Genomic DNA, 26,571 nt, shown 5'->3' with positions numbered 1-26,571 from the left:
ATTAATGAAAAACAAGAAAGTGCTGGCGCTTGTTGCGGCAACGGCGCTGAGTTTCAGTGCTTTTCCGCATTTTGCAGGTGCCGTAAGCGACCGCGCTATTCAAGAAAAACGGAATGAGATCTACGACATTCGTGCAAAGCAGTCTACCGTTCAAGAAAAAATCAATCATGCCGATCAAGCAATTAAAAAACTGCAATCCCAACAAAAAGAGCTTTCCGAAGAAATTAAAAAGCTGGATTTAGCGGTCGAAGAAACGAGCGGGAAAATCCGCAATGTAACAGCGGATATTGACCAAACGGAACAAGATATCGCGCAGTTGAAAAAGGAGATTGCCGAAGTAGAGGCGCGTATTGAAAAACGAAATGAGATTTTAAAAGAGCGCGTCCGCTCTTTGCAGGAAAGCGGCGGAGTGATCAGCTATTTAGAAGTGTTGCTTGGATCGCAAAGCTTCAGCGATTTTATTGACCGCATGAGCGCGGTGACGACGCTTTTCGAAGCCGATAAGCAAATTATTCGCGAACAACAGGCGGATAAAGCGTTAAAAGAGAAAAAAGAGAACGAACTTACGGAAAAACGGAATCGTCTGCAAAAAAATTTAGAAGAATTAAAACAGCTGCAACAACAATTAAATAAACAGATGGATGAGAAAAACCGCTTAATGGCTAATTTGAAGCAAAAAGAAGAAGAACATCATAGTCACAAAATGGCGCTCAAAGAAGAACAGGAATTGTTGAAAAAGCAGGAAGCAGCCGTAAAAATGCAGCTCCAGCAGCTGGAGGAGCAAAAACGTGCTGAAGAAGAAGCGAGACGAAGAGCAGCCGTTCAGCCAAAACGTACATCTCAGCCAAAACGTACATATTCTGCTCCTGCGTCTGTCAGAAGCACGCATGATGATGGCGGCGATTCCGCTAGTTCGAACGTCCCGGCAGTTACAAGCGGTGCGTTTATGAGACCGGCAAACGGTCCGATTACATCCGGATTCGGTTATCGTAGTTTTGATAACGAGTTCCATCCGGGAATCGACATCGGCAAGCGCGGCTCTGTCGTCCCTGTGGTGGCAGCGGCAGACGGATATGTGTTCCGTTCCTATTTCTCTAGCAGCTACGGAAATGTGATTTTCATTACGCATGTCATCAACGGCCAAGTATACACAACGGTATATGCGCACCTCGACGCGCGCCTCGTCGGTGAAGGGCAGCGTGTTCATAAAGGACAAGTCATCGGCTATATGGGCAATACTGGTGAGTCGACAGGACCGCACCTTCACTTCGAACTGCATCGTGGACAATGGAATCCGGCAAAATCCAATGCGGTCAATCCGCTTAATTATATTAATTAATGGTTATACGCCGAGCAGTGAAACACTGCTCGGTTTTTTTGTTGACAATATACACAACTCTATTTTATAATTATCTCGAATTCAAGAATTATTAAATAAGGATAAATAGGAAAGGAGTATTTGTTATGATGGCAAGTATCGGATTATTATTAATCCGTTTAGTATTTGGCTTGACGTTTGCCGGACACGGAGCACAGAAGCTGTTTGGCTGGTTTGGCGGACATGGGCTGCAAGGAACGGCAGGATGGATGGAATCCATCGGATTAAAACCAGGAAAGGCAATGGCATTTGCGGCAGGGGCAAGCGAATTAGTCGGCGGTATTTTATTTGCCCTTGGTTTATGGACTCCGCTTGCTGCTTTATTCATGGTTGTGCCGATGATGGTGGCTATTGTCAAAGTGCATGGTCCAAACGGATATTGGATGACCCAAAATGGCTATGAGTATAATCTTGCCATTATTGCGGTGGCTATTGGCGTTGCGCTGATCGGTCCAGGACAATATGCGCTAGATGCCATCCTTTTCGGTAAATGATCCATGAAAGGAGAGATGGCTGAATGATCAAGGTTTATCCCGCCGAATCCCGTTATCATGCCGATTACGGGTGGCTAAAAACGTATCATAGCTTTTCTTTTGGTGAATATTACGATCCAAACAATATTCAGTTTGGGCCATTGCGTGTCTTAAATGACGATTTTGTAGCGCCGTTGCGCGGATTTGGTGCGCACCCTCATCAGGAAATGGAAATTGTTTCGATTGTACTGAAAGGACATTTGAAACATGAAGACAGCGCAGGACATACTGCGACGACAACGTTTGGCGGCGTGCAGCGGATGTCGGCGGGCACGGGCATTATTCATTCGGAAGTGAATCCGTCGGCAACAGAAGAGGTGAACTTTTTGCAGCTTTGGTTTTTGCCGGAGGTAAACGGGTTAACCCCTTCTTATGAGCGGACGACATTTGATGTGGCGAAAATGAAAAACGCGCTGCTTCCGATTGTGGCAAACCGCCCTTCTTCACGGGAAATTGCCCATATCCATCAAGATTTAACGATTTACCTTTCTGACTTGGAAGCAGGAAAAGAGATTACATTTACACAGCCGGAAGGGAGAAGAATTTTTTTATTTGTCATTGAAGGAGAGCTGACATTGAACGGGAAAACAACATTGCATCGGCGCGATTCCGCGCGCATTACCGAAATTCCTACCCTTGGCATCGCGTCCAAGCAAGGAACGCGTTTTATGCTGATTGATTTGCCGTGATTCAACAGGCATCACCTGCCATTTGGCGGGTGGTGCCTGTTTTTCTGCACCCATATGAGTTGAGAAAATGACGGTGAGCGTGTAAACTAGTAGCAGAGAACGCAAATATAATCATACTAGGTACAAGCCTGTCATATGATGAAAATAAAAGGCATCGCACGGCCTACTGTGTGGTGCCTTTCCTGTATGGCATAGGGTGAGGAGGAGACAATGTGAAGAAACAAACAACGGCAATATTAATGGTTTTATCAATGCTGGTTGGTGCTGGCGGAACATACGCGGGGATGCAGCTTGCCCAGCCGGATGCGAAAAGCGATGTTTCTCTCGTGATTCCTAATAAAGACACAGCGTCTGCAAGCGACGAAGAGATGAAAAAAGTGCAGCAAGCGTATGAGCTCATTAAAAGCCGCTACGTTGAAAAAGTCGATGACGATAAATTAATTGAAGGCGCGATTCAAGGAATGATTAGCACCCTAAACGACCCGTATTCCGTCTATATGGATGAAGAAACAAGCCAGCAATTTACGCAGTCGCTTGACTCTTCGTTTGAAGGAATCGGCGCCGAAGTCAGCATGATTGATGGAAAAGTGACGATTGTCGCACCGATTAAAAACTCGCCAGCGGAAAAGGCAGGATTAAAGCCAAATGATCAAATTTTAAAAGTAAATGGAGAAAGTTTAGAGGGGCTTGATTTATATGAAGCCGTGCTGAAAATCCGCGGCAAAAAAGGAACGGCCGTACAATTGGATATTCTTCGTCCCGGCGTAAAAGAAGTGATTAAAGTGAAAGTGGTCCGCGACGAAATTCCGATTGAAACGGTGTATGATTCTGTCGAAACGTATAACGGCAAAAAAGTCGGCTATTTGGAAGTAACGTCGTTCTCCGAAAATACGGCGCAAGATTTTAAAAAGAAATTGTCGAAATTGGAAGCGGAGCATATTGATGGATTAATTATTGATGTGCGCGGCAATCCGGGCGGCTACTTGCAAAGCGTGGAGGAAATTTTAAAACAATTCATCCCGAAAGATAAACCATATGTGCAAATTGAAGAACGCGACGGCGATAAGCAGCGTTTTTATTCCGATTTAACCAAGAAAAAACCGTATCCTATCGCTGTGTTAATTGATAAAGGCAGCGCCTCCGCCTCGGAAATTTTAGCCGGCGCCATGAAAGAAGCGGGAGGATATAAGCTCGTCGGCGAAACATCGTTCGGGAAAGGAACGGTGCAGCAGGCGATTCCAATGGGCGATGGCAGCAACATTAAATTAACGCTGTATAAATGGCTGACGCCAGATGGCCACTGGATTCATAAAAAAGGAATTAAGCCGGATGTTGAAGTCAAGCAGCCAGATTATTTCCATGTCAGTCCGCTTCATATTGAAAAAACGCTGGCGTTTGATATGAACAATGAACAAATCAAAAATGCCCAGCAAATGTTAAAAGGGCTTGGCTTTGATCCAGGCCGCACGGACGGCTATTTCAGCAAAAAAACAGAGGCAGCAGTCAAAGCGTTCCAAAAAGCGAATAAACTTCCACAAACCGGAAAAATCGATAAAAACACCGCCGAAGTGCTGCAAGCCAAAGTAATGGATGCCATCCGCAACAAAGATCATGATGTACAATTAAAAACGGCGATGAAAGTGTTATTTCAATAAAACAAAGCGGGCAACGCCAAGGGCGCTGCCCGCTTTGTTTTGCATGAAACATCATATAAAATCCCGTACCAGGCAACCGATAAGGAAAAATCGGTTTATAACTGCACCTTTTCTTTTTTCGGTAGCGTCGAAACTGACGGGGAGCGCAACACTTTTTCAATCGTAAACCGCGGCCGCCGCTTTACTTCTTGATAAATTTTGCCGATATACTCCCCGATGAGGCCGATTCCGATCAGCAGCAAGCCCCCGATAAACCAAACGGAAATCATCAGCGACGTCCAGCCCAATTCAGCATGGCCGAGCAACTTCACGATGAGCGCGTATATGCCGGCGGCGCTGCTGAGAAGGAAGGAGAGAAAACCGATGAACGTGATCCAGCGAATCGGCGCGATGCTAAATGACGTAATGCCATCAAAAGCAAACGCCAGCATTTTCTTTAATGGATATTTCGATTCTCCCGCAAAACGTTTTTTACGGTCATAAAATACTTGCGTCGACCGAAAACCAAGCATCGGCACCATTCCGCGCAAGAAAATATTGACTTCCGTATAGCGGCTTAATTCTTCGAGCGCCCGCTTGCTCATTAAGCGGAAATCCGCATGGTTGTATACTAGCTGGACGCCTAACTTTTGCATGAAACGATAAAACCATTGTGCGGTTGCCCGTTTAAACCATGTATCGGTATCCCGGCTGCGCCGCACACCGTAAACGATGTCATATCCTTCTTGGTATTTTATTACAAATTCACGAATGACGGAAATATCATCTTGCAGATCGGCGTCGATGGAAATGACGCAGTCGGAGTCTTGTTTTGCTGTTTCCAGTCCGGCGAGCAGCGCTTTTTGATGGCCAAAGTTGCGCGACAGCTTAATGCCGGTGACAAACGGGTTCCGTTTGCTTTCTTGTTCAATCAACTCCCACGTACGGTCACTGCTGCCATCATCGACAAACATGATTTTGCTTCCGAGTGCGATTAACTCGTCTTCCAATAAATTTTCCAGCACGTTTGTCAACTCTTTTGCCGTTTCCGGCAAGACCTCTTCTTCGTTATAACAAGGAACGACAATCGTCAAAATCGGCTTGTTCATCGTCTCTTCCTCCTTTCATTCCACTTCGTATAAATAAATTTTCCAGGCGGATTGTTTGTCGCTAAACGTTTTTAATAAACGAAGATGAATTTGTTTCGCGTTCATGATCGGGACGGAAGAGAAAATATAGCGTCCTCCCATCTGCTTAAACACTTTCGTATTGATATCGAAATGATGAATTTTTTTATGAGACGTTTTGCGGAACATATAATGTTTCCCAAGTTCCGCAGAAAACAGATAGACGCGGTTGCCCCAATGGTCAAAGTAATCTTTTAGGACAGGACTTTTATCGAGCTCTTTGGCGATGATTTTACGAAATTGATATTTGTAAGATAACGGATAAAAATTGTTATACGTATCGAGCGTGTAAAACCCGTTATATTGCGCGATCGCCGGATGAAGTCCGACACTGGCGACACGGTAGGACGACGGCGGTTTTCCGATATAGTCTTTGATTTGTTGAAACAAATGTTCCGCGTAAAATTCTTTAAACGACGGTGTCCCAATGAGGCGGTAGCGAATCTCTTCGTTAAAACCGCCAAGAATCAATAGCTGCAGCGCCAGGGCGACAGGGACAACGCGCCGCCACTTTATTCCCCGCTGCCAAAGAATTTGCAGCGCTAACGCAAAATCTAAATAGATCACCATTGGCCGCAAAAAGTGAAACCGGGCGAAATTAAACGTATTTAATAGAGAAAAGCGCTCTTTTAGCGGCTGCCATCCTTTGTAAAACCAAAACGCATACCATGTCGACAAGACAAAATTGAGCACGAATAGGAAAAGAAATTGTTTTTCCAGCGTTTCGTTTCGTTTAGCCAAAGCAAAAAAGAAAGCGATCCATAAGATAGGCAGAATGACAAAGGTATGAACGGTCATCACATGCGTATGGCCAAGCAAGTAGTTTTTGAACGTCAGCCGCACGCAATGGAAGAAACTCAGCCTCGAAGAAAGAAATTCGTTTCGGCTCGTTGGTTCTTCGCCAAATACAAGCGAGTAAACGAGCCGGTATTCAATCGCCAAGAAGATGCTTGTCATCAATGCGATCGCGCCAAAAAACGGCCAGTTCCATTGTTTGCGGACGAGAACGTCACGCAACCACAGCAGCGCCATGGCGGTAAGGAAAAAGAAAAAGCCAAGCACGAAACTCGCGTAAAACGGCAAGAGCACAAGGACAAGCCATTCTTTCCATGTCGCTTCGCCTTTGCGGATCGTTAAAAATGCCCATAGCGCCAGCGGCATGCCAAGAGTGCTTAACATTCCGGACGGCCAAAACGGAGTGAGCGCGAATGTCAATGATGCACCGACGCGAATGAGATAGGACTCTTTCGCAGGCAGGAAATGCCTCTTTAACAATAAATACATGCCAATGAAAGCAAAAACGCGGGTAATCGTCTGGCTAAGCGCATACGCTACCATCGAAGGAAACAGCGCATGAAGCCAAACGATGCCGCTGAATTCGGTGCCAAACGCGTTGCGCGGAAGGCCGTTAATCACTTGAGGAATGGTTGCGTTAATCGGGCCGAACAGCTCTCCGCTTCGCGTCAGCACTTTATACCAGGCGATGTTCGAATCCATGTTGTCATGAACTCGGATATGCGCATTTTCTCCTAGCACATAAAGCGGGGAAAGGTAAATAGCTAAAAGAAGCATAGCAATTCCTATAGCAACTCGCTCGTTCCTCTCCATGTTCTTCCGCTCCTTTTTGATGTAAAGCATCGTTCATTATAAATCACTATCATTAAAAAATAATAAAAAACAAGTGAAGAAGATGTTAAGGAAGTTTTTTCAAAAAAAAGCTCCTTCTCTCTTTTTACTTGGAAAAGGGAAAAGAGAGAAGGAGGGGGATCATGCAAATAGACTCATAATGCGGCTGAGACCACGGCGTTTCTTTTTTTGCGCTGCATTTTCCGTTTTACTCGCTTGTTCCTTATTCGTTCTTTCCTCTAAGCGGGCAATGCGTTGTTCGAGTGAGCGAAGATGGGTGACTAGTTCTTCAATTTCCCGGCGATGATGCAAAAGCTGCACGGAAACGATATCGTCGGCTTTTTGGTCGAGTTTGTTCTCGATTTTTTGGAGGCGGGAGGCGAACTGGTCAAGATGCGGTTCGACATATGCTTGAAACAACGCGTCGGCGGAGAACTCATTATTTTGCGGCTTTTCGTTTTGTTCACGTCGAGCATCCGCTTCTAATGTGGCACTTTGTTCAAATTTAATCCGTTCGAGCAAGGCGATGGCTTCAGCATCGAAGACGTAATGGCCTGATTCATTTTTGCGGTATGGAACATTATATTTACGGACCCAGCGCTGAATCGTTTTTGGCGATACGCCAAGACGTGCGGCGACGCTACTTGTTTTTAATTCCATTTTCACGATTCCTCCTTTTTCGTCTTGTTATATATTTTTTCCATTGCAAAACAAATTCCTTTCTCCTTGACAAAACTAGTGTCGATTCGGCAAAGAAAGTGGTTATACGGAAGAATCCGCCAGTGGTCGGCAAAAGATATTGAAAAAAATATGCATGCCAGCATAGGATTTATCCAGGCGATTTGGTAGAATAGTAGATAAAAGAATTGCGAGCATAGCGAGGTGATGGCGGCATGTCAGTATGGGCATGGGAGGCGCTCCGCGGCATTGGGAGTCTATTGATGCAGCCGTTGTTTTACTACGGGGTCGCGCTGGCGCTTGTTGTCGGATGGCGTCGAGTAAAACGGGAAAGAAGCCATTTTTATATTCGCGTCTATGACATGTTTCAGGAAAGCAAATTTTTTTGGCGAAACGGCCCCGCCGCCGGAGCGGTGTTGTCGCTGGCAGCAGTGATAGCCGGCATGGCGGTTCCGCGCGACACGATTTTGCTCGTTGCGCTTGTGACGATCGTCATTGGCTTGACGATGCAAATGCGGCTGCTTTCCCCGGCGTATACGATCGGGATTTCCTTTTTCATCATCAGCCTGTTTGGCCATCATTCCACTTTACAGCGGTTTTTTCCGGAGCTAGGCCGGACAAATATGGCGGCGCTTGTGATTTTGCTTGCGTTATTGCTGTTGGTAGAGGGATGGCTTATTTTACGCAACGGTGCGACGAAAACGTCGCCGCAGCTGGCAACAAGCAAACGCGGGTTAGTGGTTGGAGAACATTGGGCTCAGCGGCTTTGGTTTGTTCCGGTGCTGCTACCGGTGACGGGGGAGCTTCCGTCTCCGCTTTCCTGGTGGCCGTTGTTTCCAGCAGGAGATGATGCTTATTCGTTCATGCTTGTTCCGTTTTTGCTCGGATTTTCCCAGCGCATGCAAGGGATGCTGCCGCATGCGTCGGTGCGCCTGGCTGGGCAGAGGGTGCTGCTTTTGGCTGCTGTGGTTGGTGTATTGGCCATCATTAGCTGCTGGTATGCACCGTTTTCTTGGATAGCGGCTGCGCTTGCGTTGCTGGGAAGGGAATGGCTGGCGTTTCTCCAGCACCGCCAAGACCGTTCGCAGCCTCCATATTTTGCGAAACGGGAACAAGGGCTTGTCATTTTAGGCATTCTTCCGCAATCGAAGGCCGAAAAAATGGGGCTGCAAATCGGTGAAGTGATTGTGAAAGTAAATGGAATACCGGTAAAAACAGAAAACGAGTTTTACGAAGCGGTGCAACGAAACCGCGCGTTTTGTAAATTAGAAGTAGCCGATGAAGAGGGAGAAGTCCGCTTCGTCCAAGGAGCGCTCTATGAGGATGAACATCATGAACTTGGCTTGCTGTTTGTGAAAGAACGAGAAAATCGGGCATCGAAAGCCGTCTAATAAGGGGTTCTTCATATGTGGTTTATTGTCGCGTTAATCGTACCATGTTTACTTGTCTTATTATTCACCCGCGTGACGTACAACCATTATATTGGAACGTTATTGACCGTCGCCCTGCTTGTTGCCTCCTATTTTAAAGGGTATACCGATGAGCTGCATGAAATTTTAGCCGATATTGTTTCAACGACGGTTGGTTTTTTATACGCGGAGAAAATGGTGAAACGGTTAAAAAAATAGGCATAAGGGAGATGGCGAATGGCATTAGTGCTGTTCGCCATTTTCTGTTGGAAATGGTTTGTTTTTTTGGAACGAATATAGGTTCGCATTTTTTATGCATCTTTGTTGGCAATATGCTACAATGGAAAATAAGATGAAAGAAACAGGAGGTCTAGTCGGTGGGAGACCGTTTTGAGTTGGTATCAGCATATCAGCCGCAAGGAGATCAGCCGCAGGCGATTGCCAAACTGGTCGAAGGAATTCGCAAAGGAGTAAAGCACCAAACGCTGTTAGGGGCAACGGGAACGGGAAAGACGTTTACGATTTCGAACGTGATTAAAGAGGTAAACAAACCGACGCTTGTCATTGCCCATAATAAAACGCTGGCAGGGCAATTGTACAGCGAGTTGAAGGAGTTTTTCCCGAACAACGCCGTTGAATATTTTGTCAGCTATTATGATTATTATCAGCCGGAAGCGTATGTGCCGCAGACGGATACGTATATTGAAAAAGACGCGAAGATTAATGATGAAATTGATAAATTGCGGCACTCGGCCACATCGGCGCTGTTTGAGCGGCGCGACGTTATTATTGTCGCCAGCGTGTCATGCATTTACGGCCTAGGTTCGCCGGAAGAATACCGCGAGCTTGTCGTATCGCTGCGCGTCGGCATGGAAATCGAGCGAAATGCTTTGCTGCGCCGCTTAGTCGACATTCAATATGAGCGAAACGACATTGACTTTCAGCGCGGAACGTTCCGCGTCCGTGGCGATGTCGTCGAAATTTTTCCAGCTTCACGGGACGAGCATTGTATCCGTGTCGAGTTTTTTGGCGATGAAATTGACCGCATTCGCGAGGTGGATGCCCTAACAGGCGAAGTGATCGCCGAGAGAGAGCATGTCGCGATTTTTCCGGCATCCCACTTCGTCACGCGGGAAGAAAAAATGCGCATTGCCATTGAAAATATTGAAAAAGAGTTAGAAGAACGGCTGCGCGAATTGAGAGAGCAGGGGAAATTGCTGGAAGCGCAGCGGCTCGAGCAGCGGACGCGCTATGATTTGGAAATGATGCGTGAAATGGGCTTTTGCTCAGGAATTGAAAACTACTCCCGCCATTTGGCGCTCCGGCCGCCAGGTTCGACGCCGTATACGCTGCTCGATTACTTTCCTGACGATTTTTTGATTATTGTGGATGAGTCCCATGTGACCTTGCCGCAACTCCGCGGCATGTATAACGGGGACCGGGCGCGCAAGCAAGTGCTTGTCGACCACGGCTTTCGTCTGCCGTCTGCGCTCGATAACCGCCCGTTAACATTTGAGGAGTTTGAACAAAAAATCAATCAAATTATTTATGTTTCCGCCACTCCTGGTCCGTATGAGCTCGAACATAGCCCGGAAGTCGTCGAGCAAATTATTCGCCCGACCGGGCTTTTGGATCCGACAATTGACGTCCGCCCGATCAAAGGGCAAATCGACGATTTAATCGGCGAAATTCAGGAGCGCGTGAAGCGAAATGAACGGACGCTTGTGACGACGCTGACGAAAAAAATGGCCGAAGATTTAACGGATTACTTGAAAGAAGTCGGCATTAAAGTGGCGTATTTGCATTCGGAAATTAAAACGCTCGAGCGCATTGAAATCATTCGTGATTTGCGGCTCGGCAAATATGATGTGCTTGTTGGAATTAACTTGTTAAGAGAAGGGCTGGATATTCCGGAGGTATCGCTTGTCGCCATTTTGGATGCGGACAAAGAAGGCTTTTTGCGCTCCGAACGTTCGCTGATCCAAACGATTGGCCGCGCGGCAAGAAACGCGAATGGCCATGTCATTATGTACGCGGATACGATTACGAAATCGATGGAAATTGCGATTAATGAAACCAAACGGCGCCGTGCGATTCAAGAGGCGTATAACCGTGAGCACGGCATCGTGCCGCAGACGGTGAAGAAAGAAATTCGCGATGTCATCCGCGCGACGTACGCTGCGGAAGAAAAAGAAACATACGACGCGAAACCGTCTTACAGCAAGATGACGAAGAAAGAGCGGGAAAAGCTGATTGCCGATTTGGAGAAAGAAATGAAAGAGGCGGCCAAAGCGTTGGATTTCGAACGGGCTGCCCAACTTCGCGACATTATTTTCGAGTTAAAAGCGGAAGGATGATTATCAGTCTATGGCAACCGATAAAATCATCGTCAAAGGAGCAAGAGCTCATAATTTAAAAAATATTGACGTCGAAATCCCCCGTGACAAGCTCGTTGTTTTGACGGGGCTTTCCGGTTCGGGGAAATCGTCGCTTGCCTTTGATACGATTTACGCGGAAGGCCAGCGGCGCTATGTCGAATCGCTGTCGGCGTATGCCCGGCAATTTTTAGGGCAAATGGATAAGCCGGATGTTGACGCGATTGAAGGGCTGTCGCCGGCGATTTCGATCGACCAGAAAACGACAAGCCGCAATCCGCGTTCGACTGTCGGAACGGTGACGGAAATTTACGATTATTTGCGGCTTTTGTTTGCCCGCATCGGCCGCCCGGTTTGTCCGGAGCACGGCATTGAAATTACGTCACAAACGATCGAACAGATGGTCGACCGCCTTCTTGCCTATCCGGAGCGGACAAAAATGCAAATTCTCGCTCCGATTGTTTCCGGACGCAAAGGGACGCACGCTAAAACGCTGGAAGATATCCGCAAACAAGGATATGTACGCGTGCGCGTCGACGGAGAAATGCGGGAGCTGACCGAAAACATTGAGTTGGAAAAAAACAAAAAGCATTCGATTGAAGTGGTAGTAGACCGCATCGTGATGAAAGAAGGCATTGCTCCGCGGCTGGCCGATTCGTTGGAGACTGCGCTAAAGCTGGCTGATGGAAAGGTGCTGATCGATGTCATTGGGCAGGAGGAACTGCTATTTAGCGAAAAACACGCCTGCCCATACTGCGGTTTTTCGATTGGCGAACTCGAGCCGCGCCTGTTTTCGTTTAACAGTCCGTATGGCGCCTGCCCGGACTGTGACGGTCTCGGTGCCAAACTTGAAGTTGACCCGGATTTGGTCATCCCTAATGACGAATTGACACTGCGTGAACATGCGATTGCCCCGTGGGAGCCGCAAAGCTCGCAATATTATCCGCAGCTGTTAGAGGCGGTGTGCCACCATTACGGCATTGACATGGATGTGCCAGTAAAAGATTTGCCGAAAGAGCAGCTTGATAAAATTTTATACGGAAGCGACGGCGAGACGATCTACTTCCGCTACCAGACCGATTTCGGGCAAATCCGCGAGCAATATATCGTTTTTGAAGGCGTTATTCCGAACATTGAGCGCCGTTACCGCGAAACAAGCTCCGAGTACATCCGCGAGCAAATGGAAAAATATATGGCACAGCAGCCATGTCCGACGTGCAAAGGCAACCGCTTGAAAAAAGAAAGCCTCGCCGTGCTCGTTGGCGGCAAACATATCGGCGAAGTGACGGCGTTGTCGGTTACGGAGGCGCTCGAGTTTTTCGCTAATTTGAAGCTGAGCGAAAAAGAACAAAAAATCGCCCATCTCATTTTGCGCGAAATTACCGAGCGGCTCGGCTTTTTAAAAAACGTCGGCCTCGATTACTTGACGCTGAATCGTTCCGCCGGGACGCTTTCCGGCGGAGAGGCGCAGCGCATTCGCTTGGCGACGCAGATCGGCTCGCGGCTAACAGGGGTGCTGTATGTGTTGGACGAACCGTCGATCGGCCTGCATCAGCGCGACAACGACCGCCTGATCGCGACGCTCAAAAGCATGCGCGATCTTGGCAATACGCTGATCGTCGTCGAGCATGACGAAGATACGATGCTGGCTGCCGATTATTTAATCGATATCGGGCCGGGCGCGGGCATTCACGGCGGCAAAGTCGTCGCCGCCGGGACGCCGCAAGAGGTGATGAATAATCCAAATTCGCTGACCGGACAATATTTGTCAGGGAAAAAGTTTATTCCGGTTCCGACCGAACGGCGCAAGCCGGATGGACGATGGTTAGAGATTGTCGGTGCGAAAGAAAATAATTTAAAAAACGTGTCGGTGAAAATTCCGCTTGGCACGTTTGTCGCGGTCACCGGCGTGTCCGGTTCGGGAAAAAGCACGCTCGTCAACGAAATTTTGTACAAGGCGCTGGCGCAAAAACTGCAGCGCGCCAAAGCAAAACCGGGTGAACATAAAGCGATCAAAGGACTGGAGCATTTAGAAAAAGTGATCGACATCGACCAGTCGCCGATCGGACGGACGCCGCGCTCGAACCCGGCGACCTATACCGGCGTGTTTGACGATATTCGCGAAGTATTTGCCGCCACGAACGAAGCAAAAGTGCGCGGCTACAAAAAAGGCCGCTTCAGCTTTAACGTGAAAGGCGGGCGATGTGAAGCGTGCCATGGCGACGGCATTATTAAAATTGAAATGCACTTTCTGCCGGATGTGTACGTCCCGTGCGAAGTATGCCATGGCAAGCGGTACAATCGCGAAACGCTTGAAGTGACGTACAAAGGCAAAAATATTGCCGAAGTGCTGGAGATGACGGTGGAAGATGCGCTCGAGTTTTTCGCCAATATCCCGAGAATTAAACGGAAACTGCAGACGCTCTACGATGTCGGGCTCGGATATATGAAGCTTGGACAGCCGGCGACGACATTATCCGGCGGGGAAGCGCAGCGCGTCAAATTGGCGGCGGAGCTGCATCGCCGCTCGAACGGGCGCACGCTTTATATTTTGGACGAGCCGACGACCGGCCTTCACGTCGATGACATTGCCCGTTTATTGAAAGTATTGCAGCGTTTGGTTGATAACGGAGATACCGTTCTTGTCATTGAACACAATCTCGATGTCATTAAAACAGCGGACTACATTATCGACCTTGGCCCGGAAGGCGGCGAGCATGGCGGGCAGATTGTTGCAACGGGAACGCCGGAAGAGGTGGCGGAAGCAGAAAACTCCTACACCGGCCGCTATTTAAAACCGATATTGGAACGCGACCGCGAGCGTATGCGGGCGCTGTATGAAACGGCAAGGGCATAAGCCTTTGCCGTTTTTTTACCATATGCCCGGCGAAACTTTTCTGCATGGCTGCCGTATATAAATTATATAGAACAAAAGGAGGAATTTGTTGGTGAATTCCAATAAAGTGCTTGCATCCTTATGTTACTTCAGCATTTTCTTTGCCGGATTCATCTTTCCGATTGTCGTTTACTTTGTCACCGATCATCCGGAAGTAAAACGCCATGCAAAAAAAGCGTTGCTTTCCCATTTGATTCCAGCTCTGACCATTTTGTTGTTTATCGTCAGCTCTATTTTTGCTGGATGGACAGGGAGAGGCAGCGACGTGTCATTTTGGGTTGGCGGCGGCCTAGTATGGATTGGTTTTATTGCGGCAGGGATCGTTAACTTGGTTGTGGTCATTTGGAATATTATTAGGGGGATTCAAGTGTTAAAATAAATAATGAAAGGAGAGCGCCCCATGGAGGAAAAAAAGCGCATACTTAACATGGTCAAAGAAGGAAAACTGACGGTGGAAGAAGCGTTGATGCTGCTGGAACAGTTAGACCAAAAAAAGAGCGATAACGGTTTTTCATCATCGTCTTATGCGTCCGGACCGTATGCGGACGCCAAGCAGCATTCGGTCAAAATGGCCTCTCTCAAAGAAAAACTGGTGGACTTTTTCGATATGGCTGTCAAAAAGGTAAAAGAATTTGATTTCCAATTTGCCAACGCATTTGAAATAAAACATGTTTTCCATCAAAGCGATGCAAAGCTGCAAGAAATGGATGTATATATTGCCAATGGAAATATAAAGATGATACCATGGGACCAAGCGGATGTCCGCATTGAATGCGAAGCAAAAGTGTACCGTTCGGAATCGGCGGATGCAGCGCGCCGCGCCTTTACCGAAGAGGCGGTATTTTCCGCGCGGGATGGTTGTTTGCACTTTTCCGTTTCCAAGCCGTTTATGAAAACCGATGCCGTTATTTATATTCCGAAAACATCGCTTCAAGACGCAAAATTTCGCTTGCTTAATGGCAATATAAATATAGAAGACGTCCACATGGATAAGCTGCACATTAAAAACGTGAATGGGAGTATGATGCTGCACCGTCTTGTCGGTAAAGAGGCGGAGTTGGAAACGGCCAATGGGTCGATCGTGCTTGAACACAGCACATTCGAGGAAGTCGAAGCGGAAACGATTCATGGAGAAGTCAAGCTCGATGGCCATTATCGTTATGCGCGGCTGCGGACGTTTAGCGGCGGAATTACGTACGCGACGGAAAGAGAAGATGGAGTCGTGACGGGAAAAACGGTGACGGGAAACATTACGTTGCTTTTGCCGCGCGATATATGCTTGGAAGGAGAAATGAGAACGAACCTAGGTGGATTAGTGTACCGTCATCCGAATGCATTTTTAGTGGAAGAAAAGCAAGAAACCGCGCAAAAAGCAATTCGTTTTCAATGTCAAAATAGCGCAAAGCCGCCGTTTCATATTTATGTGGATTCCAAAGCGGGCTCTGTTTCCCTACATGTGGCTGAAGACGGCGACAAGTAGCCGAAAGTGATCATAAAAAGATGGTGATAAGATGCTCAACTGGTTAATTGGCGTATTTGTGAATACGGTATTATTGGTGGCGATTGATGGATATTTTGATTCCATTCGATTCAGCGGCATCGGCGCCGCTTTTATCGCCAGCATGATTTTAGCGATATTAAATGCGGTAGTGCGTCCGATTTTAATTTTGCTTACGCTGCCGGTGACGATTTTAACGCTCGGATTATTTTTGTTCGTGATTAATGCGATTACATTGAAGATGACCGCGGCGCTGATGGGAGATGCGTTTGAAATCAACGGGTTTGGCACCGCGCTGTTGGCTTCGATCGTTCTTTCCTTTTTCCATTTGCTTATTCAAAAAGCGATTATTGAGCCGCTGCGGCAAAAATAGGCGATTAGGGGCGGAACAAAGAGAGGTTTCCGCCTCTTTTTGTTTGCAGCGATGTTTTTCATTCAATGAAATTAAGAAAAGTGCTAAAATGGAAAAAGACAAGGAAAGGGGAGAAATGCCGACATGCCGAAAGTGCGTACGAAAGATATTATCGAAAAATTTCAGTTAGAGTTAGTCAGCGGTGCGGAAGGCATTTACCGCCCGATTACGACAAGTGACCTATCCCGTCCTGGCATTGAAATGGCAGGCTATTTTGCTTATTATCCGGCTGAGCGCATTCAGTTATTGGGCAAAACAGAACTGTCATTTTATGAAACGTTAAGTCCGGAAGAGAAAAGAACGAGAATGGAGAGACTTTGCACCGATATTACTCCTGGAATTATTATTTCCCGCGGATTGGAAGTGCCGCCGGAACTGATCGAAGCTTCCGAGCGGCAGTCGGTGCCGGTGATGCGTTCGACAATGAAAACGACCCGTCTTTCGAGCCGGTTGACGAATTATTTGGAGAGCAAACTCGCCCCGACAACGGCGGTGCACGGCGTGTTGGTCGACGTTTACGGTGTCGGGGTATTAATTACTGGGAAAAGCGGGGTCGGCAAAAGTGAAACGGCTCTGGAACTAGTCAAGCGCGGCCATCGCCTTGTCGCGGACGACTGTGTCGAAATCCGCCAGGAAGATGAAGATATGTTGGTTGGCAGCGCGCCGGAGTTAATTGAGCATTTGCTGGAGATTCGCGGGTTAGGCATTATTAATATGATGACATTATTTGGCGCCGGTGCGGTGCGGACGCATAAACGCATTTCACTAGTGATTGATTTGGAACTTTGGGATCCGAATAAACAATATGATCGTCTTGGCCTCGAAGAAGAAAAAGTAAAAATTTTGGATACGGAATTGCCGAAATTGACAATACCGGTTCGTCCGGGAAGAAACCTTGCCGTCATTGTCGAGGTCGCTGCGATGAATTTTCGTTTGAAGAGGATGGGAGTCAACGCCGCAGAGGAGTTTTCCGCGCGTTTGACCGATGCAATTGAAGACGGGGAGCACGATTACGAATAATAGTTAGGAGGAGAATGGATGGAGTCGACGATTCAGCCGCTAGACCGTGTCTTTTTGCATCTTGGTCCGATCACCATTTACTGGTACGGGGTGATTATCGGAACGGGAGTATTAATCGGGCTATGGCTTGCGACAAGAGAAGGAGTGCGGCGCGGACTGCCGAAAGAAACGTTTGTCGATCTTGTTTTGTTCGCCGTGCCCATTGCGATTTTGTGTGCGCGCGCCTATTACGTGATTTTTGAGTGGAATTATTATTCGAAACATATATCGGAAATCCCGAAAATTTGGGAAGGCGGCCTTGCCATTCATGGAGGATTGATCGGCGCAGTCGCGACAGGGATCGTCTTTGCGAAGGCGCGGGGGCTTTCGTTTTGGAAGCTGGCGGATATTGCGGCGCCAAGCATTATTTTAGGACAGGCGATCGGGCGCTGGGGCAATTTTATGAACCAAGAGGCACATGGCGGTCCGGTGACGCGGGAGTTTCTTGAAAGCTTGCATTTACCGGATTTTATTATTAACCAAATGTACATTAACGGCCAATATTACCATCCGACGTTTTTATATGAATCACTTTGGGATTTTGCCGGCTTTTTGCTGCTATTGTGGCTGCGGCGCGTCAATTTGCGGCGCGGAGAACTATTTCTCAGCTATTTAATTTGGTATTCGATCGGCCGGTTTTACATTGAAGGGATGCGCACCGATAGTTTGATGCTGACAAGTCATCTTCGCATCGCGCAAGTCGTTTCCGTTGCGCTCATTATACTTTCGGTATGTTTATGGGTATACCGCAGAATGAAAGGGTTAGCCAAGGAACGTTATCGAGATTAGCAAAGGAGAGAAGAGAGATGGCTGGCATATTGCGGCGCGGGTTTTTCGTCGGTTTGCAAACGACGTGGACGCTTGGAAAAGTGATTTTTCCGATTACGTTAATCGTATCGATTTTGCAGCATACACCGGTATTGCAATGGGTTATTCAGCTTGTCACTCCGTTCATGAAATGGATTGGCTTGCCGGGGGATGCGGCGATACCGCTTGTGCTTGGCAACTTATTAAACTTGTACGCCGGAATTGGCGCGATTTTAACATTGGACTTAACGGTAAAAGAAGTATTAATTTTGGCGATCATGCTTTCGTTTTCTCATAACTTGCTCATCGAGTCGACCGTCGCGTCGCGCACCGGCATGAGCATTGCGCTAATGATTATTGTTCGCATCGGGCTCGCGCTTGTTTCCGCTCTATTGATTCATTATCTTTGGCATGGGGGGAGCGAAACAGCACAATACGGTTTTGTTTCGAATTCTCCAGAGCAGTTGACAAGCTGGGGCGCGATTTTGTTTGACGGGGTGAAAAAAGCGTGTCTTGGGATCGTGCAGTTGGCGGTGATCGTGATTCCACTTATGCTTGGAATTCAAATATTAAAAGAGTTAAAATGGATCCATATTTTTTCGCGTTGGATGGCGCCGGTGACAAAAGTGCTTGGCATGAAAGAAAACACCTCTTTGACATTGGCAGCTGGGCTCGTGTTCGGTTTAGCGTACGGCGCGGGGGTGATGATTCAGGCGGTAAAAGAAGACGGCGTATCGAAACGTGATTTAACATTGGCCTTTATTTTTCTTGTGTCATGTCACGCCGTTGTGGAAGATACGCTCGTATTTGTTCCACTTGGAATTCCGGTATGGCCGCTGCTTCTCATCCGGCTGGCCACCGCTATTTTATTAACTATGCTTATCAGTTTTATTTGGAATCGTGTTGGAGAAACAAAAAGAAAGGAAGCCGCATAATGACGATTCGCACCATTTTATTTGATCTCGATGGAACCTTAATTGATACGAATGAACTCATTATTCAATCCTTTTTGCATACGTTGGAAATCTACTATCCCGGCAAATACAAACGTGAGGATGTATTGCCATTTATCGGCCCATCGCTGCATGAAACGTTCAGCGCATTGGATCCGTTGCGCACGCAAGAAATGGTTGATACGTATCGCTCATTCAATCTTGCGCATCATGACGCGCTCATCCGCGAATTTGAAACGGTGTATGAAACGATCGAAACGTTGCACCAGCACGGGTTCCGTCTCGGCGTTGTGACGACAAAAATTCATCAGACGGCAGTGATGGGACTGCAAAAAACGCGGCTTGCGCCGTTTTTTGATTGCGTCATCGGCCTCGATGATGTCAAGCGCCCGAAACCGGATCCGGAGCCGATTTATAAAGCGCTGGACTTGCTGCAATCAACGCCGGATGAAGCGTTAATGGTCGGTGATAATTATCACGATATTTTGGCAGGAAAAAACGCTGGCACAAAAACAGCGGGAGTAGCGTGGACGATTAAAGGTCGGGAGTATTTGGAACAATATGAACCGGATTTTATGCTGGAAAAAATGAGCGACTTATTGGCGATTGTAGGAGTGGAATAATAGGTGAGACGGACGACAAAATATCCGGTATCAGGAGCAAATTCTCTATGGCAAATTTATAAAACCGTGTCGTTTTGGAAAGTGCTCAAAAACGTGATCGTCATTCAAATCGGCCGCTACACGCCGTTTTTAGCGGTGAAAAACTGGCTGTACCGCACGTTTTTGCGCATGAAAATCGGCGAAAAAACGGCGCTTGCCTTTATGGTCATGCCGGATATTATGTTTCCGGAAAAAATTCAAATCGGCCGCAATTGCATCATTGGCTACAATACGACGATTTTGGCGCATGAATACTTAATTGATGAATACCGCCTTGGCGATGTGATTATCGGAGATGAAGTGATGATTGGCGCCAACTCGACGGTGCTTCCCGGAGTGGTCATCGGCGACCGCGCCGTCGTCGCCGCCGGCACGGTCGTCCATAAAGATGTCCCAGCCGGAGCGTTTGTCGCCGGCAATCCGATGCGAATCATTTATACAAAAGAAGAGATGGAGCGAAGAAAAGGTCATTCCAATGAATGAGTCTCCCACCTGCATTTATGTAGAGGCGGGAGACCGGTTTCTCCTTCATCCAGCGAGCTTGGCAGTTCCCAAGGTTCATTTGGCAGATTTTTAGCACTCAGATTCCTTCTTCACATCCATTCCTTTCTCACTTTCGTCCAATTTGCAAAGGAACTCTAATCTCTTTATTTTTGAGATAGATTTGTACGTTTTGGCTTCCGCTGTTTCTGTACATACGCCGTTCAGAAATAAGACTTACTCGAGCTTGCCCATAATTCGAATCATTTTGGTGATCGCATAGTCCAAGTCTATCAAGTCATCCTCGCTGAGTTTCCCTAACTTGTCACAAAATAGATGATAAATTTCCTCCCAGCGCTTTTTTACGATGTCTTTCCCCTTTTCAGTCAGCATGAGTATAACAACTCGCCGATCAGTAGAATCTTGCATTTTTACCACATAATCTTTTTCCTCCAATTTTCGAATTAGAGGGGTCAACTGCTGTTTGGAAATTCTCAAGTGTTGGGCCAACTCCGTCATCGAGATCCCTGTCTTTGCATGGAACAAAGTTTCCAAAATGTGAAACTGCAAATGAGTTAAATCCGATTTTTTTTTCGGAATCGGGGTAGCCTGGATGATCGGTTTGAAAACTTTGTTATCAAACAGAGGAAGAAGTTGAGCAAAGCTTTCGGCGACTTTTTGAATCCGTGTCATTTGTATACATCCTTTCCTTTTTTCAAAAACGCATGACATTTAGTAAACAATTATTTAGATTTTAGTGAATAATTATATGTGTTTTGGCTATATGGTTGGAAATAAAAGTAAATATTAATTAAATATTTTTCAGGCTTATAAAAAATATTTATTTACTAAAGTTAGTTTATCGTGATGCGAATCACAATGCAATTTCATTAGTTGTCAAGGGATGATTATACTCCGAAACCGGTGTTTTATACATTTCAGCGTTTAACATATTTACTGAGAAGTCTCCCACCTCTTAACGGAGTGTAGGTGGAAGAGGTTCATTACAGGAGTTGGGTATTTAATAGGGTGGTAGGTAGAATCATCTGTTGGGTTCTTTTTGCTGTATTCATCTCGTTGTTTCAGGATGGGTGAACTTCCAAAAAATATAAACATAAAGCACAATCCTGTAAGTAAAATTACAATCTCTATCATTGCATTTTCTCCGTTTGGTCATACAGCCATTTCAACAGCACATACGTAATTAAAGCGGCAAATAGTTGGTTATATACCGCATTTTTGCCGATCCAGATAGAGAATATAGGATTATTGTATCCTGGTTATTCAAATTAGGTTCCAAAGCATTTAAATTTTTGTCAAAGGCAATAAAGAAAGTTAAGAAAAAGTTTAAAAAGCAAGGATACATGTAAAGCTTGTAAATATGAAGATGTGACTAAACCTGGTAGCCGTTATGTTAACAGAGCGACTAATATATCTAAAGCAGAGTTCGAAAAAAATCTACTTAGAGATGGGTGGAAAAAATCAATATCTAAAGACGGAAAAACAATAATACTGACAAAAGATGGCGCAAAATATGTTCTTCGTGACGGTGCTAAATCCACAGGCGGTTCAACTGCTGACTTTTATCCAAAAGGGAGTAAAAGAATGACTTTAAAAATTAGGTTAAAATAGGGTGATTTCAGTGAATTTAGAAGCTTTATTTGTTAGGGACAAAAAGGAATTTAATAAGTTAATAGAAATGGCTAGTGATGCGTTTTATTTAGAAAATAGATTGCCTAAACAGGTATTCCGAGAACAATTCAATTATTTTTTGTTTGAAGAGTTTGACTGGGCAATGGACGAAGATTTTTGGAGCACAATCCAACAATTATCTAAAGAAACGAAAGATGATTATGTCCTTACCGCAGTGTTAGATCCTAATCCAGTAGAATATTTTTATAAAGAGTTTAATTATTATAATTGGATGAAACTCCCTGTCAATTTATCACCTGATGAATATTTAGATGTTCTTGAATTAGGCCCTGAGGAAAGCCCGGCGGATGCGGTGCTATACAATTCTTATACCGTTATTTGGCTACCTCCTTCAATGAAATGGGCAATATGGGGAGAAAGAAGTTATGGGGTTTGTGTTTTAGGGATTCAAGATGTAAACAATGGTACGGGTTTATTGCAGATTTTAAAAACTTGGCGTTCTTTTGATAAAACAGTTTTATCGTGGGTGGAACTCAATTTTGTAAATCAACAACTTTCACAAGAAATTGCTGATACTCTTTTCTTAAATTATTCTAACGGCGTTAAGTAAATGTAGATGCTTATCCCGGGCACAAAAATAAAACAAAGAGAACCTTGATTGGCTATAAGCCTTTCAAGGTTTCTTTTTTAGAAAGGGTGGAGTGGCGAATAAACCACAAGAGCAACAATCTATACACATAACCCACGAAACTCCTGCAAGATATTTTTTTTCGTTTTATTGTACACCAAAATCATCCAATTTTATAATTTCAGTTTGAAAAAGATGTCCAATTTTATAATTTTCATCAACAATAAACAGCTGAAAAATCATCAGTTACTACCATTTTTATCTCCCAAAAGCTCACCTTCGCTTTCTCCTTGCCTTTTGAAATTTTTTTCGCAACTTTTTCTCCCCTTATTCCGATTACTACAGCGAGAGAATTACTCCATCTCTATTAACTCTTGAATGTACGCCATTTGTGACGTACAAGTATGACGAAGACGGCCGGCGCATCCAAAAGAATGTGAATGGTATCATTACGAACTACCTTACCAAGGCGACAGCCTAAACGTTCTGTATGAAAACGATGCAAGTGGAAATGTGGTAAGATCATATATATACGGAGAAAACGGGCAACTCCTTGCCATGAAAAAAGGCAATGAGACGTATTTTTACCACTATAACGCGCATGGGGATGTCATCGCCCTGACGGATGAACAAGGAAACATTGTTGCCCGCTATCAATACGATGCGTGGGGGGAACATTCTTTCCCAATCCGGCGCTTTGGCGGGCGAAAACCCATACCGATATGCGGGATACCAATATGACAAAGAAACGGGTCTGTACTATCTGATCGCCCGGTACTATCATCCAACGCATGGCGTGTTCCTTTCTTCGGATCCAGACCCAGGGGATGTGGACGATATCCTCACGTAGAATGGGTATGCGTATGCGAATAATAACCCAGTCATGTATGTTGATCCTAATGGGAAATATGCAATAGTTTATAAGTATATAAAGAAGTATGATAAGAAATTTACAAGATGGAGTAAAAAGAAGTATGTATATAAAGAAGTTGGTAAGAGTGCTGCTAAAGGCGCGGTAACTGGTGCAATTTATGGTGGTTTAGCAGGTTCGGGATGGTCCGCGTTCTATAATTATATTAAAATAGGAAAAGCTTATGGAGGGTTAGTCGGTAAAAAGACAGTTCCAAGAGTGGGGACTATAGGAGGAGCTGTTATAGGTTATCATTTAGGAGCAGCTAAAGGAGCAATTTCTGCTTATGGAAAACACTTATTTGGGAAAGCTTATGTTTGGGACAAAAGTAAGTATAAGAGTTGGAGAAAAAAAAGATAGGATGTTGAATATTATAAATGTAAATAATTAGGAAAAGTGATGATGTATAAAATTTTGTGTAAAGCATTTTACTAGATCAAAAGAAAAAAGGTAGGGTATTCTCTGATTTGGACCAAAACATTCCAGAGAAAGGAGAACCCTACCTATGTCTAAAAGTATACCGAATGTAGACTGGGCAAATCAACTGGAAAGTGTCATTCGTCAGTTTGTAAAGGAAAAATTAGAACTGATCATGCGGGAAGAAATCAAGAATTTCCTCGAAATAGAGCAGGCCGGAACATCGAATATGAGAAACGGCTACTATCAACGAAATCTAGATACGCAATATGGCCGGATTGAAGGTCTTTTGGTCCCTAGAGACCGAAACGGAGAATTTCAAACCCAATTGTTCGCTCCTTACCAGCGCCACACCGGCTGGCTCGAGGAAGCCATCATCAGGATGTATCAAAGTGGCATGAGTACGCGTGAAATTGGCAAGTTTATTGAACGAATTCTAGGCAATGCCTATTCTCCTGCAACGATCAGTCGTATTACCGATGTCGTGAAGGAAGACATCGAGAAATGGCACACTCGTCCACTGCACAAGCGTTATTCCGTCTTATATTTGGATGGTTTATACGTAAAACTTCGTCGCGAAACCGTGGAGAAAGAAGTCATTTATGTGGTGTTGGGGGTCAACGAAGAAGGGTATCGTGAAATTCTTGATTTTTTCATAGGAGGACAGGAAAGTGCCTATGGATGGCAGGAGATTCTTCAACAGCTCTACCAAAGAGGCGTCAAGGAAGTGCTTCTGGGCGTATTCGATGGTCTTCCGGGGCTGGAGGAAGCCTTTAAGGCCGTTTATCCGAAAGCTGATGTACAGCGTTGTGTCGTTCACAAAGTCCGTAACACGCTCCATCGTGTTCGGAAAAAAGACCAATTCGAAATGGCGGAAGATTTGAAACTCATTTATCGATCTCCGAATAAAAAAATTGCACTGGAGATGTTTGAACAGTTTGAGTCAAAATGGTCGAGCAAGTATCCAAGAGAAGTCCAATCTTGGGCCAATGAGTTGGATGTCCTCCTTACATTTATGGATTATCCAAGCAGTATTCGAAGTGTGATTTATACGACCAATGCCATCGAACGAACGATCAAGGAGATTCGGAAACGTCTAAAGCCGATGAACAGTTTGAATAGTTTAGAAGCCGCTGAAAAAGTCGTATATTTGACCATTCAAGATTTTAATGAGAAATGGGCAGGACGAAAGTTACGAGGATTTGCCGAAGCACAGGAAGCCCTCGAGCGAATGTTTGAAGAACGTTATCATTAACCAAATACTGTAAATAAACAAAATAAGGGAATTCTCCCTTTCCACACAGGAGACTGAATATTCAGTCTCCTGTGTGAAGGAAACCGGTTCCCTATCCATTTCAAATCCATTTCAGAGATACCCTATCTATCTTACATTACACAAAATTCTTGACGGTACCGGAAAAGTATATATGATTTAAAATAAGTATATGAAAGGATGAAGAGGTTGTATTTACTAATATTTGGTTTCTTAAGTATAGGAATTATTTTGACTACTGTTTCTGTATATAAAGCTATACAAGAAATCAAACAAGAAAAATCAGGATTTGGAAAATTACAAGCCTTTCTAATAATAATATTTGACATATTTATTGAAAACCCACTCTCTGGTATTGCAATTGGTTTTCTATTTGGTATGGTATCACTAGCTGCAGGTTTAATTTTCCTTTTATTAGTTATATTTGATATACCTGTATAACTTCAAATAATGTATAAAACTATGAAACTATTTGTCTTAAAGTCTTTTCACAAAAGTATTAATGGAAGGAGGAGAGAGGCAAAATTCTTTTCTCCTTTTGATAGTTATTTACTGCACCCATTGTGGTGCTTTTTCTTTTGTACAAAACAAACACAAATAGTCGGAGGTGGCAGGTGGTGTAGATGGCGGCTGATCACATTAAAGCTGAAAAAGATTATGTAAAAGGGATGAAATATAAAGACATCGCTAGTGAAACAACACAGTCGTGGCGTAATTTTTTCAATAGGAGGAACAAAGACTGGTTGCACAGAATTTCTTTACATATATAGAATATTGTACGATGAGGAAACGGGTAGGTATTACCGGACGGCACGGTACTATCATCCAACGCATGGCGTGTTCCTTTCTTTGGATCCAGATCCGGGGGATGCGGATGACATTCTCACGCAAAACGGATATACGTATGCGAACAACAATCCGGTGATGGTGGTGGATCCGGATGGGAAGTTTGCTTATGCTGTAGGGCTTTATTTTGTTCCTGGTGTTGGACAAGTAATGTTAATTGGTACTGCTGCTGTTGTCGGGGCCTATGGAGCGTGGTATTTAGGAAAAAAACTTGGGGAGATAGACTGGGACCATATTAAAGAGGAGCCCGGTCCTAAATCTAATAAAAAGATGAAAGATGGGAAAAACCAAAAAGTAAGTTTAAAAGTAATAGAACTTTAAAGAGAACCACTAGAGCAACTGCGAGGACAAAGCCCGTAAGAACAGGTAGATATGGTAGAACCATCCATGAAAAAACATTTAAAAGACCCGTAGGAACAGATACTAGGGGGAAACCTACTAATAGAGTAAGAGTCATTAGGGAACCATCCGGTAAAGTTGTAACAAGTTTTCCTTTCTAGTTATATTATTTTCGGGCGTTATTATCTTTTAAAAGATAATAATGCCTCTCTATAAAAAGAAGGGGTGT

At 45.2% G+C, this 26,571-nt stretch carries 25 protein-coding genes and 2 pseudogenes; 23 read left to right on the top strand and 4 right to left on the bottom strand.

Annotated elements, in window-relative coordinates; translation table 11 throughout:
• Window positions 1-4 precede the first annotated feature (4 nt).
• From GCA01S_RS14880 to GCA01S_RS14865, 4 genes are all read left to right on the top strand, one after another.
• The gene (locus tag GCA01S_RS14880; protein WP_042411032.1) at window positions 5-1,339 is read left to right on the top strand and encodes a murein hydrolase activator EnvC family protein; all 1,335 of its coding nucleotides are present in this window, start codon (window positions 5-7) and stop codon (window positions 1,337-1,339) included.
• 128 nt (window positions 1,340-1,467) lie between these two features.
• Entirely contained in the window at window positions 1,468-1,872 is a 405-nt protein-coding gene (locus tag GCA01S_RS14875; protein WP_042411064.1) for a DoxX family protein, read from the top strand.
• Window positions 1,873-1,895: 23 nt separating this feature from the next.
• The gene (locus GCA01S_RS14870) at window positions 1,896-2,600 is read left to right on the top strand and encodes a pirin family protein (RefSeq protein WP_042411031.1); all 705 of its coding nucleotides are present in this window, start codon (window positions 1,896-1,898) and stop codon (window positions 2,598-2,600) included.
• 212 nt (window positions 2,601-2,812) lie between these two features.
• Complete coding sequence (locus GCA01S_RS14865; protein WP_042411029.1) at window positions 2,813-4,255, top strand: S41 family peptidase; 1,443 nt, start codon at window positions 2,813-2,815, stop codon at window positions 4,253-4,255.
• A 95-nt stretch (window positions 4,256-4,350) separates the two neighbouring features.
• On the opposite strand, the gene GCA01S_RS14860 is transcribed toward GCA01S_RS14865, so the two are convergent.
• From GCA01S_RS14860 to GCA01S_RS14850, 3 genes are all read right to left on the bottom strand, one after another.
• Entirely contained in the window at window positions 4,351-5,343 is a 993-nt protein-coding gene (locus GCA01S_RS14860) for a glycosyltransferase family 2 protein (RefSeq protein WP_017435676.1), read from the bottom strand.
• 15 nt (window positions 5,344-5,358) lie between these two features.
• Complete coding sequence (locus GCA01S_RS14855) at window positions 5,359-7,029, bottom strand: DUF6044 family protein (protein WP_042411027.1); 1,671 nt, start codon at window positions 7,027-7,029, stop codon at window positions 5,359-5,361.
• A 159-nt stretch (window positions 7,030-7,188) separates the two neighbouring features.
• On the bottom strand, window positions 7,189-7,707 hold the full coding sequence (locus GCA01S_RS14850) for a MerR family transcriptional regulator (protein ID WP_042411025.1): 519 nt from the start codon (window positions 7,705-7,707) through the stop codon (window positions 7,189-7,191).
• Window positions 7,708-7,940: 233 nt separating this feature from the next.
• Here GCA01S_RS14850 and GCA01S_RS14845 point away from each other — a divergent pair, with 233 nt between their 5' ends.
• The 12 genes from GCA01S_RS14845 to GCA01S_RS14790 all read left to right on the top strand — a co-directional run bounded on the left by GCA01S_RS14845 (window position 7,941) and on the right by GCA01S_RS14790 (window position 20,279).
• Window positions 7,941-9,116 (top strand): PDZ domain-containing protein, encoded by a 1,176-nt coding sequence (locus GCA01S_RS14845; protein ID WP_042411023.1) that lies wholly within the window; start codon window positions 7,941-7,943, stop codon window positions 9,114-9,116.
• 15 nt (window positions 9,117-9,131) lie between these two features.
• Window positions 9,132-9,353, top strand: a complete 222-nt coding sequence (locus GCA01S_RS14840) for a CsbA family protein (protein WP_042411021.1) — start codon at window positions 9,132-9,134, stop codon at window positions 9,351-9,353.
• A 158-nt stretch (window positions 9,354-9,511) separates the two neighbouring features.
• The gene (gene uvrB, locus GCA01S_RS14835) at window positions 9,512-11,491 is read left to right on the top strand and encodes an excinuclease ABC subunit UvrB (protein WP_017435681.1); all 1,980 of its coding nucleotides are present in this window, start codon (window positions 9,512-9,514) and stop codon (window positions 11,489-11,491) included.
• A gap of 10 nt (window positions 11,492-11,501) precedes the next feature.
• Window positions 11,502-14,366 (top strand): excinuclease ABC subunit UvrA, encoded by a 2,865-nt coding sequence (uvrA, locus tag GCA01S_RS14830; RefSeq protein ID WP_042411018.1) that lies wholly within the window; start codon window positions 11,502-11,504, stop codon window positions 14,364-14,366.
• A gap of 91 nt (window positions 14,367-14,457) precedes the next feature.
• Entirely contained in the window at window positions 14,458-14,784 is a 327-nt protein-coding gene (locus GCA01S_RS14825) for a DUF4870 domain-containing protein (RefSeq protein ID WP_042411062.1), read from the top strand.
• 21 nt (window positions 14,785-14,805) lie between these two features.
• Entirely contained in the window at window positions 14,806-15,885 is a 1,080-nt protein-coding gene (locus tag GCA01S_RS14820) for a DUF4097 family beta strand repeat-containing protein (RefSeq protein WP_042411016.1), read from the top strand.
• A gap of 31 nt (window positions 15,886-15,916) precedes the next feature.
• On the top strand, window positions 15,917-16,276 hold the full coding sequence (locus tag GCA01S_RS14815; RefSeq protein WP_042411015.1) for a phage holin family protein: 360 nt from the start codon (window positions 15,917-15,919) through the stop codon (window positions 16,274-16,276).
• 123 nt (window positions 16,277-16,399) lie between these two features.
• Entirely contained in the window at window positions 16,400-17,335 is a 936-nt protein-coding gene (gene hprK / locus GCA01S_RS14810) for an HPr(Ser) kinase/phosphatase (protein WP_017435686.1), read from the top strand.
• A gap of 18 nt (window positions 17,336-17,353) precedes the next feature.
• Window positions 17,354-18,163 (top strand): prolipoprotein diacylglyceryl transferase, encoded by an 810-nt coding sequence (gene lgt, locus GCA01S_RS14805; RefSeq protein ID WP_042411014.1) that lies wholly within the window; start codon window positions 17,354-17,356, stop codon window positions 18,161-18,163.
• Window positions 18,164-18,180: 17 nt separating this feature from the next.
• Window positions 18,181-19,116 carry a nucleoside recognition domain-containing protein gene (locus GCA01S_RS14800; protein WP_042411013.1) on the top strand — a complete coding sequence of 312 codons (936 nt, stop codon included), beginning with the start codon at window positions 18,181-18,183 and terminating at the stop codon, window positions 19,114-19,116.
• The gene (gene ppaX, locus GCA01S_RS14795) at window positions 19,116-19,757 is read left to right on the top strand and encodes a pyrophosphatase PpaX (protein ID WP_042411012.1); all 642 of its coding nucleotides are present in this window, start codon (window positions 19,116-19,118) and stop codon (window positions 19,755-19,757) included. The genes GCA01S_RS14800 and ppaX overlap by 1 nt, the downstream gene beginning before the upstream one ends.
• A gap of 3 nt (window positions 19,758-19,760) precedes the next feature.
• Complete coding sequence (locus GCA01S_RS14790; protein ID WP_042411010.1) at window positions 19,761-20,279, top strand: acyltransferase; 519 nt, start codon at window positions 19,761-19,763, stop codon at window positions 20,277-20,279.
• Window positions 20,280-20,513: 234 nt separating this feature from the next.
• Here GCA01S_RS14790 and GCA01S_RS14785 read toward each other — a convergent pair whose 3' ends face one another.
• Window positions 20,514-20,969 carry a MarR family winged helix-turn-helix transcriptional regulator gene (locus tag GCA01S_RS14785; protein ID WP_042411008.1) on the bottom strand — a complete coding sequence of 152 codons (456 nt, stop codon included), beginning with the start codon at window positions 20,967-20,969 and terminating at the stop codon, window positions 20,514-20,516.
• 696 nt (window positions 20,970-21,665) lie between these two features.
• On the opposite strand from GCA01S_RS14785, the gene GCA01S_RS20655 reads away from it, so the two are divergent.
• The 7 genes and pseudogenes from GCA01S_RS20655 (at window position 21,666) to GCA01S_RS21050 (ending at window position 26,324) form a co-directional block, all read left to right on the top strand.
• Complete coding sequence (locus GCA01S_RS20655) at window positions 21,666-21,908, top strand: hypothetical protein (protein WP_042411005.1); 243 nt, start codon at window positions 21,666-21,668, stop codon at window positions 21,906-21,908.
• Between the two features lie 10 nt (window positions 21,909-21,918).
• Window positions 21,919-22,539: a hypothetical protein gene (locus tag GCA01S_RS14775; protein WP_221198415.1), complete on the top strand. Its 621-nt coding sequence runs from the start codon at window positions 21,919-21,921 to the stop codon at window positions 22,537-22,539.
• Between the two features lie 394 nt (window positions 22,540-22,933).
• Window positions 22,934-23,827: pseudogene (locus GCA01S_RS14770) on the top strand (RHS repeat-associated core domain-containing protein); the annotation flags it as partial.
• A gap of 145 nt (window positions 23,828-23,972) precedes the next feature.
• Window positions 23,973-25,139 (top strand): IS256 family transposase, encoded by a 1,167-nt coding sequence (locus GCA01S_RS14765; protein WP_042411001.1) that lies wholly within the window; start codon window positions 23,973-23,975, stop codon window positions 25,137-25,139.
• Window positions 25,140-25,346: 207 nt separating this feature from the next.
• Window positions 25,347-25,598, top strand: coding sequence for a hypothetical protein (locus GCA01S_RS14760; protein ID WP_042411000.1), 252 nt, complete (start codon window positions 25,347-25,349; stop codon window positions 25,596-25,598).
• Window positions 25,599-25,780: 182 nt separating this feature from the next.
• Window positions 25,781-25,870, top strand: a pseudogene (locus GCA01S_RS21490) (phage terminase small subunit); the annotation flags it as partial.
• Between the two features lie 61 nt (window positions 25,871-25,931).
• Window positions 25,932-26,324, top strand: a complete 393-nt coding sequence (locus tag GCA01S_RS21050; RefSeq protein ID WP_071997959.1) for an RHS repeat-associated core domain-containing protein — start codon at window positions 25,932-25,934, stop codon at window positions 26,322-26,324.
• Window positions 26,325-26,571 lie beyond the last annotated feature (247 nt).

It is taken from the genome of Parageobacillus caldoxylosilyticus NBRC 107762 (assembly GCF_000632715.1).
GTDB lineage: Bacteria > Bacillota > Bacilli > Bacillales > Anoxybacillaceae > Saccharococcus > Saccharococcus caldoxylosilyticus.
The sequence above is the reverse complement of the archived record's forward strand: the minus strand, read 5'-3'. Positions and strand labels throughout refer to the sequence as shown.